This is a genomic window from Rhodococcus sp. O3, from assembly GCF_048897285.1.
Classification (GTDB): domain Bacteria; phylum Actinomycetota; class Actinomycetes; order Mycobacteriales; family Mycobacteriaceae; genus Rhodococcus.
The window spans coordinates 18,062-30,137 of sequence record NZ_JBMBTE010000036.1; the positions used below are offsets into that span (position 1 = coordinate 18,062).

The following is a 12,076-nucleotide window of genomic DNA, read 5'->3' on the forward strand; positions in this document are numbered from 1 at the left end:
AATCGGGTTCAGACACCGGACACGGCACCGACGAGCGCGGCGGTGTATTCGTGTGCCGGGTCGGCGAGAACGGTGTCGGCGCGACCGGTTTCGACGATGCGCCCGCCCTGCATCACGACGATGTCGCGGCAACTACGGGCGGCCAGCGCCAGATCGTGGGTGATGTGGACGACGGCCATGTTCTCGGAAACGGCGAGTTCGCTCATGAGGTCGACGATCTCGAGTCGCAGCGACGCGTCGAGACCGCTGGTCGGTTCGTCGGCGAGCAGCAGTTTCGGCCGGGTCACCAGCGCCCGCGCGAACGCAACCCGCTGACGTTGCCCACCGGACAACTCGTGCGGGTAGCGCTGCAGGAAGCTCTCGGCGGGACGCAGGTGGACGGATTCGAGCGCCGCGACCGCGGCCCGCCGGCGGCTGTCACGGTCTCCGATACGGTGGATCACCATCGGCTCGGCGACGACGTCCCCCACCCGGAGGGTCGGCGGCAGCGACGCGTACGGGTCCTGGAAGACCAGGTGCATCCCCTTGCGCGCCGCGCCGCGCCGGCGCTGCGGCACCGCGGTCAGGTCGACTCCGTCGAAGACGATCCGTCCCGCGGTCGGGGTCACCAGACCGGCGACCGCCCGTGCGACGGTGGACTTCCCGGCTCCGGAACCACCCACCAGCGCGACGGAATCACCCGCGGCGACCTGCAGGGTCACGTCCGTGATCGCGGGCTTGCCGTCGAACGCGACGGAAAGCGACGCGATGTCGAGCAGTGCACTCACGCGAAGACCTCCTGAAGTGCCGGACGCAGCCGGGGCGCCGATTCGACGAGTTTGCGGGTGTACGGGTGCACGGGCGACCCGACGATCCGTTCGGCGGTACCGATCTCGACGAGTTCGCCGTCCTTCATCACCGCGATGCGGTCGGCGATCCGCTCGACGACCGGCAGGTTGTGGGTGACGATCAGCAACGCGAGGGACCGGCGCACCCGAAGCTCGTCGAGCAGCGCGAGCACCTCGGCCTCGCGCAGCACGTCGAGTCCACTGGTCGGTTCGTCGGCGACGAGCACGTCCGGCTCGTTGGCGAGTGCCATTGCGATCACGACGCGCTGACGCATGCCGCCCGAGAGCTGGTGCGGGTAGGCGTCGACCCTGTCGGCGTCGAGGCCCACGTCGGCCAGGAGTTCGAGGGTGCGTTCGCGCGCTCGAGCTTTCGTGCACGAGCGGTGGGTGAGGACGGCTTCGTCGATCTGGGAACCGATCGTGTGGACGGGGTCGAGGGCGCTCAGCGCCTCCTGCGGAATCAGGGCGATGCGGTTGCCGCGCAGGCCCCGGAGTTCCACGGGGCTCATCCCGGCCACGTCACGGCCGTCGACCCGCACCGCCCCGGAAACGATCCGCGCGGCCGGGGGCAGCAACCCCATCGTGGCCGCCGCGACCGTCGACTTGCCGCTGCCGGATTCCCCGACTAGGGCGACGAGTTCTCCTGCGCCGACGGTGAATCCGACTTCCGTGGCGCCGCGCCCGTCCTCGCCGTAGACGACGGTGAGGTCGTCGATCACCAGCGGTGCTCCCGCATCCGCGCCCGGATCGATCCGGGCCGGCGCGGTGGCGGCCTTCTTCCGGAACCGCTTCGCCGGCAGGAGGATCGGGCGGGATCGCTCCTCGATGGCGTTGCCGAGCAACGCGAACGCAAGCACGGTGACGGCGATGGCCGCACCGGGTGGGATCACCCACCAGATCCAGGCGTCGGTCAGGAAGGCACTGCGCGCGTGCGCCATCGACAGCATCGATCCCCAGCTCGCGGCGGAGATGTCGCCGAGTCCCAGGAACGCGAGCGATGCTTCGAGCAACACCGCAGTCTTGATGGTCAGCACGAACTGCGGGACCACCAGCGGCACGACCGCCGGGGCGATATGACGCCGCAGCACGTACCCGGGACCGGCACCCATGGCACGTTCGGCCTGGATGTGATCGCGTTCGCGCAGCGTGAGAACCTGTGCGCGCAGCTCGCGAGCCAGTCCCGCCCACAACACCCCCGAAATGACCATGACCTGCGTGCGCAGACCGGGCCCGGCGAAAACGCCGATGACGATGGTGAGCGGCAGCACCGGCAGTGCGAGAACGACGTCGACGATGCGCATCAGCACGGTGTCGACCACCCCGCGCGAATACCCCGCGACGACTCCGACGATCGTGCCGACGGCGGTGGCGATGACCGCGGCGACGATCCCGACGAACAGCGAGATCCGGGCGCCGTGGATCAGCATGGACAGCAGGTCGTGCCCGACGTCGTCGGCGCCGAGCCAGTGCTCGGCGGACGGCGCCGCGAACGGACGCGTCACCCGTTCGGTGGGGTCGAACGGCGCGAGCCACGGTGCGCAAATCGCGCACAGCAGCAGCACACCGAGCAGTACCGCGCCGACGAGCGCGAGGCGCTGGGATCGCGTTCGGGTTCCGACGATGTTCAAGCGGCTGACGTTCATACGGCCACCTCGGTGCGTCCGGCCGCGGTCCGGTCGCGGCGCACCCGCGGATCGAGCAGCGGATAGGTCAGATCGGCCAGCAGGTTCGCCGCGACGATACCGACGGTCGCGAGCAGGAACGCACCCTGCAGCAACGGATAGTCGCGGGCGGTCACTGCGTCGTAGGTGAGTTTGCCCAGCCCCGGATACGCGAACACCGACTCGACGACGACCGCGCCGGACAGCAGCACGCCGACCGTCAGGGTCAGGGTCGTGTAGACGGGCAGCACCGCGTTGCGCAGCGCGTGCCGGAGCGCCACCCGGAACTCCCCGAGTCCCTTGGCCCGGGCGAGCCGGATGAACGGCTCGTCGAGCACGCCGATCATTGCGGCCCGGGTCATCAGGAAGAATCCGCCGATGCTCGCGATGGTCAGCGTCGCGACGGGAAGAACCATGCGCGAGGCGACTTCGGCGAGCCACTGCCCGCCGGTCGCGGTGATCGTCGCGGCCCCGTAGGACGGGAACCAGCCGAGCGTCACCGAGAACACGGCGATGAGGATCATACCCACCCAGAAGCCGGGCATCGAATCCATGGCAAGGACACCGACAACCGTGCCGGTCTCCTTCGCGGTGCCGCGTCGCCACGCGGCCCACGCGCCGAGCAGGGTGCCGATCACAAAGGCCAGCACCATCGAGATGCCGACCAACGCGACCGTCCAGGACAGCTTCTCCCCCAACACGTCGAGAACAGGCCTGTTGTACTGCACGGACATCCCGAGATCTCCTCGCAGCAGCCCCGACCAGAACGAGAGGTACTGCTCGAGGATCGGCCTGTCGAGGCCGTATCCGGTGCGGAGTTCCGCGAGGTATTTCTCGTCGAGGGCCTGCAGGTCGCCGACGTAGAGGTAACCGACCGGATCACCCGGTGCGAGGTGCGGCAGTGCGAAGTTCAGCGTCACCGCCGCCCACAGCACGAGGGCGTACTGCCCTGCTCGGCGCAGAATGACCATCGATCAGTCCTGCGGCGCTTCCGCGTTCGCGGCGGCGACGACGTCGGCCGGCAGGAACGACCACTTGTGGACGAGGCCGTAACCGGGGGTCTCGACCCAGCCCGCGAAGCTGTCGGCGTCGTAGGCCCAGGTCTCCTCCGCGTAGTACAGGGGAAGGGTGGTGGGCTGACGGTTGATCAGCTTCTGGATCTCCTTCAGGATCTCGACACGCTCGTCGTAGGAGTCGGTGGCACGCCACTTCTCGTACAGGGCATCGTATTCCGGGTAGGCGATGTCCGGGGAATCCCACAGGTAGCCGGAGCGGTGCGACATGATCAGCTGCGTCGGGTCGGCGGTCCCGTGCGGGACGATGTCGCCGATCAGGAAGTCGTACTCCTTCTTGGACGACGCACTCGACAGAGAACCCGCCTCGAGGGGCTCGATGACGACATCGAATCCGGCCTCACCGAAGTCCTCGGCGATCAGTTCGGCGGCACGCACGTGCTGCGGATTGCCGCCGTTGACGACCAGCTCGAACGGAGCAGGCTTCACACCGGCCGGGTTCTCGCGGGTACCGTCGCCGTCGACGTCCTTCCATCCGAGGGAGTCGAGCAGGGCCTCGGCCCGCGCGAGATCGTAAGGGGTGTGTGCGTCGGGATCGGCGAAGGGCGCATCCGGGTGCACATAGCCCTGGGTGCTGGGTCGTCCCTTCCCCAGCGCGACGATGTCGAGCATCTTGTCGCGGTCGAACGCGAAGCTCAGAGCCGCGCGGAAATCCGCCTGCGCGAACGGTTCACGGGTGAAGTTGATCCGCATCTCGCTGAAACCCAGCGGATCCACGTCCACCGTGCCGATGTCGTTCGACGCGGTGAACTGATCGACCAGCTCGGGGGGCAGCGCCCGGTCGACGGCGTCGACCTGTCCGGAACGAAGCGCGGTGAATGCGGCGGAGGAGTCGGAGATCACCGGCATGATCAGTTCGTCGACGGTCGGTGCACCGGCGAAGTAGTTCTCGTTGGCCTCGAAGCGGTATCCGGTCGTGGGGCTGTAGTCGACGAGCTTGAAGGGGCCCGTGCCGACCGGCAGGTCGGTGACTTCCTTGACCTTGGCCGGGTCGACGTTCGCCCACACGTGCTCGGGCAGGATCGGCAGGTCGGCGAGCGTCACGGTGCCGAGTTCCGGGCACGAGTAGTCGCAGACGAACCGCACCGAGTGCTCACCGGTGACGTCGATCGTCGAGATCGACGGAACATCGTTGACGTGGTGGGTGAACCGCCCGGTGGGCGCGGCGTGCATGAAGTGGAAGCTGAAGACGACGTCCTCGGGTGTGAACGCCTCACCGTCGTGCCAGGTCACGTCGTCGCGCAGGTCGACTTCCCAGGTCGTGGGGTTCACCTGGCGCACGTCGGTGGCGAGCCACGGCTGCGGTTCCGCGACGTACGGCGACGGCGACAGGAGCTTGTCGTAGACCAGCTCGGTCATCTGGTCGGTCTGGCCGACGAAGATGTTCAGCGGGCCGCTGTCCTTGGCGACGGCGACGGTGAGCGAGTCCGCGGTTGCCGGACCGGACGCGGCGTCCGTGGTGTCGCCGGAGCCGCAGGCAGCCACGAGGAGCGCGGGCGCAAGAACGAGGGGTACGGCATGAGAGCGCCGAACGGTGCGCGTCAACTGCATGTCACTCTTCTCTGATTCGGACTGAGGTCTGGCTTACCTTACTTTGGGCAACCTACATTAACAATCAATTACTGACCAGTCCGAATTTCCGCAACGCAAAAGGCCACCACCGCCGGGACCGGGGTCCCAGCCGTGGTGGCCTCGCCGCAGCGCGACTCAGAGTTCGCGGAAGCGCGGAATCAGATGCTCGGCAACATTTTTCGCCTCGTCGATCAGTGGCCAGCCGGCCAGGATCAGCGTCGTCAGGCCCGTCCGGTCACGCAGCGCGCGCACGTGCCCCGTGATCTCGTCCGGCGTTCCGGCGTAGTACACGGCCGACGATCCGGTCGCGAAGATGTCGAGCGGCGACCACGCGGTGATGCCGGCATACAGGCCGTCACCGAGATACAGGTCCTTCGGTTCGGGCAGTCGACCGGCGTTGATCGTGTCGACCCAGCCCTGTCGCTGCGCGTCGCGCGCGACGAACGTCTTGAGGTCCTGCTTGCCGCCCGTGCGACGGCGCACCGCCTTGTCCAGGACGTCGGTGATCCGGTCGATCCCGGCCTTCTCGAACAACGATCGGAACCGGTCCAGGGCCTCGGACTGCGTCGGCCGGACGATGACACCGGAGAGGGCACCGAAGTCGCTGAACTCCCGCCCCTCGGCGGCCGCGGACTCACGCGCCGCGGTGAACTTGGACTCGACGAACGCCGTCTCGCGCAACATGACCAGGTACGCGTCGAGCACCTTGCCGGAATTCTGCAGTCCCGCAGGTGAATCCCCGGTTCCCCACAGCGGAACGATGTGGTCGTCGCTCGGCGCGTCGATACGCAGCGGCGTGTTCGGGAAGTTCGACTCGGTGCCCTCGGCGTAGATCCGCCGGAAGTCCGCCCAGTACTTCTCCCCCAGTTCGTACCGCCGGTCGTGCTCGACGTTCATGTCGTACTTCGTGAGGATGTTCTCGCGGCCGTTGACGGAGTTGATCATCAGGCGGCCACCGCTGAACGCGTCGAACGTCAGCGCCTTCTCCGCGAGCAGACGCGCCGGCGTCATGTTCGCGTAGATCGCGACGAGGAACTTCATGCGCGTGGTGTGCGCGGCCGCCCAGGTCGCCGAGATGAACGGATCGTTCGGCCACGTCGCGACGAGCGCGCCGTCGAACCCGCCGTTGTCGATCGTCTTCGCCAGCTCGATCTGCCGCTGCCCGTCGACCGGATACAGCCCGCCCGGGCTCCACGGGTAGTCCCCGTCGGCCTGCGTGAGATACCAGAAAGTCTTGATGCCCATCGTTTTTCGTCCTCAGTTCGAAAGATCGAGCGCCTCGATGCGGGCGCGGGCCCGCAACGTGTCGGCGTCGACCGCGTACAGCGCGTCGAGGTAGGCAACGGCGAACGATCCCGGGCCCGTGGAGTTCTCCTCGGCGATCTCGGCGGCGACCGCGACGTGGGTGTGCGCGGCGGCCAGACCGATCAAGGGGGTCGGTGCCACCGCCAGGTAGGCCGCGACCAGGCCCCCGAGCGAGCAGCCGGTGGAGGTCACACGCGGAAGCATCGCGCTGCCTCCGGCGATGCGCACGCCGGTGATCCCACCGTCGCGGTCGCGGCCGACCAGGTAGTCGACGGGCCCGGAGGCCGAGACAGCGTCGGCGTGCTCGAGCAGCGCCAGCGCCGCGGGGACCGCGGCGGCGGCCTCGTCGGCGCTGTCGACGCCGCGGGTGTCGCCGCCCAGACCGGCGAGCGCGATGATCTCCGAGGCGTTGCCCCGGATCGCGGTCGGGTGCAGGGCCAGCAGATCGGCGGCCAGGCCGGTGCGCCACGGCAACCCGCCGACGCCGACCGGGTCGAGGACCCACGGAGTTCCGGCCTCGCGGGCGGCACCGGCGGCCTCGGTGAACGCGGCGGTGGTGCCGTCGTCCGGGGTGCCGAGATTGACCAGCACACCGCCGGCGATCCGGGCGAACCCACCGGCCTCGTGGGCGTTGTCGATGTGGGCGTTGCTGGCACCGGCCGCGAGCAGCACGTTGGTCAGGAAGTTGGCGGAGACGATGTTCGTCAGCGACTGCACCAGCGGCACTTGGGCACGCAGCGCCTCGAGCGCGGCGGCCACATCGTCGACGGTGGGGGCTTTCGTCGTAGTAGTCACAGAAGTTCCTGTCGGAGAGGGGAAGTCGGGTTCGGGACGATCAGGAGCGGCGACATCGCGTCATGTGTCACCCTCCCGGTCCCCGGAAGGCACGGTCGTGACCATCGGCAGTGCGGGATCGGCCGTCCATTCCTCGAGCGATCCGTCGTACACGGCCAGGTCGTCGAACCCCGCGCGCACGAGGGCGAGTGCGACCAGGCAGGCCGAGACACCGCCGCCGCAGTAGAGGACCACCGGGCGCTCGACCTCGGCGAGCACCGCCTCGGCCTCCGCCGACACCGCCTCGTCCGGCCGCAGCAGCCCGTCGTCGAGCAGGCTCTTCGCCGGCAGGTTGAGACTGCGCGGGATGTGGCCGCGCCGCGAGTAGCGAGTCGTCGCGGTGCCCGCGAACTGCTCCGGGTCGAGCGCGCAGACCAGCGTGCCGGGGGCATCGCCGGCGCTGATGGCGAGCACGGCGTCGCGGTCGCGCCACAGGCCACGGTCGGCCGGCTGTGCCCACCGTTCGGTCGCCGCGCGCAGCTCCCCCGCGCCGGTCTCGACGGGCAGTCCGAGTGCCGTCCAGCGGGCGAGTCCGCCGTCGAGGACCCGTGCGGCGATCCCGATGTTGCGCAGCATCCACCACAGTCGCGCGGACCAGGTGTTCGTGCCCTGGTCGTACACCACGATCTCGGCGTCGGGTGTGACGCCGAGCGACGCGAGAGCGTCCGCGAGCCGGTCGGGTGCCGGGCGGGTGAAGTGCAGGTTCGCGTCGACGGCACTGAAATCGCCGAGCAGATCCGCGTGCAGCGAGCCGGGAATGTGGGCGCGCTCCCAGTCGGCGAGACCGGATTCGGGCCGGTAGTCGCCGTCGAAGCGGGGCTTGGGGAACGAGACGGTCGCGTCGAGGATCGTGTAGGCACCCGGATTCCGGGCCAGGTCCTCGGCCCTGATCAGTACGTCTCGCCTGTCGTCGCTCACCGCAGCGACGCTAAACGACGAATAACGTATACGCAAGTATCCGGATGTCGTCGATGGCATAATCTGACCCATGACCCACGGCGACACCACCGCGGACCTGACCGGTTCCCTGCTCTCGGAGCCCCCGACCGGACGCGACGACCAGACGTCGAAGCAGTACCTGCGTCTGCGCGCGGACATCCTTGCCGGCAAGTTCCCCCGGGGCGCCGCCCTGCACGAGACTCAGCTCAGCGAGACCTACGGAGCCTCCCGCACCCCGATCCGCGAAGCACTCAACTGGCTCGCCCACGACGGGCTGCTCGAGCGCGCCACCCGCGGCTTCCGGGTGCGCTCGGGAACCGCCGAGGATGTCATCGAGATCTACGCCGCACGTGTCGCGCTCGAATCCGAAGCCGCCGGGGCCGCCGCCGTCCGGCACACCGAACTCGACATGGCACGCCTCGAACAGCTCCACGGATTCTGTTGCGCCGCAACCGACGACGCCGAAGTACGCAGCGGGAACTTCCGGTTCCACGAGGCCCTGTGGCAGGCCGCGCACAACTCGACCATCACCGCGCTCCTGGTGCGCCTGACCACCCAGCTGCGCATCTACGACTCGGGGCCGCCGTCCAACTACGGCGAACCCGACCTCCTCAACGCCGAGCACGAGCAGATCCTGGCCGCCCTGCGGGCCCGCGACGAAAGCGCCGCGCGCGAGCACATGCGCGCACATCTCGAGCGCAGCCGCGAACAGCGCATCCGCCTCTTCGCGCAGAGCTGACCGCTCCCCCTGACCCAAGGCCCCTACCCGTGGCCCCCTATCCGTGACCGTCGTACCCGTGCGCGCTTCCGTAACCGTTGTCGGTTCCGCCGAAGACCCGCTCGACGACGGCCCGGGCACGCCGCGTGACCCGCAGATAGTGGTCCAGGAACTCGGAGGCGTCCCCGTCCCATCCGGCGACCCGCGCGACGGCGGTCAGCGTCTTACCCGGCCCGGGCAATTGATCGGTCGGTTTGCCCCGCACCAGCACGAGCGCGTTGCGGGCCCGCGTCGCCAGGAGCCAGGACTCCCGCAGCAGCGCGACGTCCTCCTCGCTGACCAGTTCCGCGGCACCGATCGCATCGAGCGTCTCGAGCGTCGAGGTGTTGTGCAGCGCCGGAATACGGTGGGCGTGCTGCAGTTGCAGCAACTGCACGGTCCACTCGATGTCCGCCAGTCCACCGCGGCCGAGCTTGGTGTGGGTCGCCGGATCCGCACCGCGCGGCAGCCGCTCCGAGTCGACGCGCGCCTTGATCCGCCGGATCTCGCGCACCGCCTCCTGCGACACCCCGCCCGCCGGATAGCGCACCGCGTCGATCATGCGCAGGAACCGCTCACCGAGATCGGGGTCGCCGGCCGCGGTGTGCGCGCGCAGCAGCGCCTGCACCTCCCACGCCTGCGCCCACTGCGCGTAGTACGCCTGGTACGAGGCGAGTGTGCGCACCAACGGCCCGGTGCGACCTTCGGGCCGCAGACCCGTGTCCACCTCGAGCGGCGGATCGGTGCTCGGCGCCCCGAGCAGCTTGCGGACCTGTTCGGCGATCTGGTTGGACCACTTGACGGCCACCGTTTCGTCGGCGTCCGGTAGCGGCTCGCACACGAACAGCACGTCGGCATCGGACCCGTAGCCCAGTTCGGCGCCGCCGAGCCTGCCCATGCCGATCACCGCGATGCGCGCGGGCGCAGGGCCCTGCTTCTGCACGGACGCGCGGATCACCGCGGCCAGCGCCGCCTCGAGCACCGCGGACCACACGCTCGACAGGGCCCGGCACACCTGGGGCACGTCGAGCATGCCGAGGATGTCGGCGCTGGCGACGCGGGCGAGTTCGGCGCGCCGCAGCGATCGGGCCGCCCCGATCGCACGCACCGGATCGTCGTACCGCGCCGACGACGTGACGATCGCCTTCGCGACCTCCTCGGGCTGCGGTTCGAGCAGGCGCGGACCGTTCGGGCCGTCCGCGAACAGGCGCACCACGTCGGGGGCGTTGATGAGCAGGTCCGGCACGAACGCCGACGATCCGAGCACCGTCATCAGCCGTTCGGCGACCGAGGGTTCGTCGCGCAGTGTCCGCAGGAACCAGACCGCGTTGTACATCGCATCGGACAGACGCCGGTACGCCAGCAGGCCCGCGTCGGGATCGACTGTGTCGCTCAGCGATTCGAGCAGCTGCGGAAGAATCAGTGCCTGGATCCGCGCCTTGCGCGAGGCACCACCGGACAGCGCGGTCAGGTGTCCGAGCGCGTGTTCCGGTGCGCTGTAGCCGAGCGCCGCGAGCTGACGCACCGCGCCTTCCGGCGACAGGCGCACGGCCTCCGCGTCGAGACGGGCCACCGATTCGAGCAGCGGACGGTAGAACAGCTTGGCGTGCAGCTTGCGGACCCGGGCCGAGTTCCGTTTGATCTCGGCCTCGAGCACCCCGAGGGCGTCGTTGCGACCGTCCGGCCGCATGTGCGCGGCACGGGCCAGCCAGCGCAGTGCCTCCCGGTCCTCGGCGGGCGGCAGGGTGTGGGTGCGCTTGAGCTTCTGCAGTTGCAGCCGGTGTTCGAGCAATCGCAGGAACTCGTACGACGCCCGCAGGTTCGCGGCGTCGTCGCGGCCGACATACCCGCCTTCCGCGAGCGCCGACAACGCTTCGACCGTGTTGGGGACCCGCAGCGATTCGTCGGCGCGACCGTGCACGAGCTGCAGCAGCTGGACTGCGAACTCGACGTCGCGCAGGCTGCCGCGTCCGAGTTTCAGTTCGCGTTCGCGCAGTTCCGCGGGGACGAGTTCCTCGACGCGCCGGCGCATCGCCTGCACTTCCGGAACGAACGCCTCACGCTCGGACGCGGTCCACACCATCGGGCTCAACGCCTCGATGTAGCGCCGGCCCAGTTCGAGATCGCCGGCCATCGGCCGGGCCTTCAACAGCGCCTGGAACTCCCACGTCTTGGCCCACCGGGTGTAGTAGGCGATGTGCGAGTCGAGCGTGCGGACCAGCTCGCCGCGTTTGCCTTCGGGCCGCAGCGCGGCATCGACGTCGAAGAACGCCGATGTGCCGATCCGCATCATCTCCCCGGCGATGCGGCTCGCGCGGGCGTCGGCGGGCTCCGCCACGAACACGACGTCGACGTCGCTGACATAGTTCAGTTCGCGCGCACCGCATTTGCCCATCGCGATGACCGCGAGGTCGACGGGGCACGGTCCCTCGGGGACGATCGTGGCGACCGCGACGGCCAGCGCCGCGGTCAAGGCCGCGTCGGCGAGATCCGCGAGCTTGTGTCCCACCTCGATGTACGGCAGCACCGGCTCGTTCTCGACGGTCGCCGCGAGATCCACGGCGGCGATGAGCATCAGCTGATCGCGATAGCTGGTGCGCAGCGCCGGTATCGCCGCGGGGCCGGTGAGCTGCGCCCGATAGACGAGCGTGTCGGTGCGACCGCCCGGCTCGGCGACCGCTCCCACGCAGTCGAGCATGCGCGCGGTGAACGTGTGCCGGTCGGGCAGTTCGAGTTTCCCGGCGAGCATGCGCCAGCGATCCGGGTGGGCGACGACATGGTCGCCGAACGCGGCGGAGGCACCGAACAACCCGAACAGCCGTCCCCGCAGTCCCTTGTCGAAACGCAGCGCGGCGTCGAGTTCGGCCCACCCCGCCTCGCCGAGTGCCTCCTGCAGCCGAGCCAGGTTCCGCAACGCCAGGTCGGCGTTCGGGGCGCGCGACAACGACCACAGCAGTTCGATGCTGTCGGTGTCGTTCCAGGCGAGCTGTTCGAGTTCGGCTGCGGCCGTGGGCTCGACGAGCCCGAGCCGGCCCGGTCCGGGAATCGCGGACCGGGCGGGTGGCGGTTTCACCACGCACCCACCCCCGGTCCCGCACCGGTCGGCTC

9 protein-coding genes are annotated in these 12,076 nt (G+C 69.4%); 1 reads left to right on the plus strand and 8 read right to left on the minus strand.

The window, feature by feature from the left end; genetic code table 11:
• Positions 1 to 8 precede the first annotated feature (8 nt).
• From ACN675_RS12730 to ACN675_RS12760, 7 genes are all read right to left on the minus strand, one after another.
• Positions 9 to 767, minus strand: coding sequence for an ABC transporter ATP-binding protein (locus tag ACN675_RS12730; RefSeq protein WP_420751181.1), 759 nt, complete (start codon positions 765 to 767; stop codon positions 9 to 11).
• Positions 764 to 2,470, minus strand: coding sequence for a dipeptide/oligopeptide/nickel ABC transporter permease/ATP-binding protein (locus ACN675_RS12735; protein WP_420751182.1), 1,707 nt, complete (start codon positions 2,468 to 2,470; stop codon positions 764 to 766). Before ACN675_RS12735 ends, ACN675_RS12730 begins: the two co-directional genes overlap by 4 nt.
• Positions 2,467 to 3,459, minus strand: coding sequence for an ABC transporter permease (locus ACN675_RS12740; protein WP_420751183.1), 993 nt, complete (start codon positions 3,457 to 3,459; stop codon positions 2,467 to 2,469). The genes ACN675_RS12735 and ACN675_RS12740 overlap by 4 nt, the downstream gene beginning before the upstream one ends.
• A 3-nt stretch (positions 3,460 to 3,462) precedes the next feature.
• Positions 3,463 to 5,112: an ABC transporter substrate-binding protein gene (locus ACN675_RS12745; protein WP_420751184.1), complete on the minus strand. Its 1,650-nt coding sequence runs from the start codon at positions 5,110 to 5,112 to the stop codon at positions 3,463 to 3,465.
• A 156-nt stretch (positions 5,113 to 5,268) separates the two neighbouring features.
• A complete protein-coding gene (locus tag ACN675_RS12750) occupies positions 5,269 to 6,378 on the minus strand; it encodes an LLM class flavin-dependent oxidoreductase (protein ID WP_420751185.1) in 1,110 nt (369 codons plus the stop codon).
• 12 nt (positions 6,379 to 6,390) lie between these two features.
• On the minus strand, positions 6,391 to 7,233 hold the full coding sequence (thiM, locus tag ACN675_RS12755) for a hydroxyethylthiazole kinase (protein WP_420751186.1): 843 nt from the start codon (positions 7,231 to 7,233) through the stop codon (positions 6,391 to 6,393).
• A 60-nt stretch (positions 7,234 to 7,293) separates the two neighbouring features.
• Positions 7,294 to 8,190, minus strand: a complete 897-nt coding sequence (locus ACN675_RS12760; RefSeq protein ID WP_420751187.1) for a sulfurtransferase — start codon at positions 8,188 to 8,190, stop codon at positions 7,294 to 7,296.
• 70 nt (positions 8,191 to 8,260) lie between these two features.
• On the opposite strand from ACN675_RS12760, the gene ACN675_RS12765 reads away from it, so the two are divergent.
• Positions 8,261 to 8,950 (plus strand): GntR family transcriptional regulator, encoded by a 690-nt coding sequence (locus tag ACN675_RS12765; protein ID WP_420751188.1) that lies wholly within the window; start codon positions 8,261 to 8,263, stop codon positions 8,948 to 8,950.
• Positions 8,951 to 8,987: 37 nt separating this feature from the next.
• Here ACN675_RS12765 and ACN675_RS12770 read toward each other — a convergent pair whose 3' ends face one another.
• Positions 8,988 to 12,044, minus strand: a complete 3,057-nt coding sequence (locus tag ACN675_RS12770) for a bifunctional [glutamine synthetase] adenylyltransferase/[glutamine synthetase]-adenylyl-L-tyrosine phosphorylase (RefSeq protein WP_420751189.1) — start codon at positions 12,042 to 12,044, stop codon at positions 8,988 to 8,990.
• Between the last annotated feature and the right edge of the window lie 32 nt (positions 12,045 to 12,076).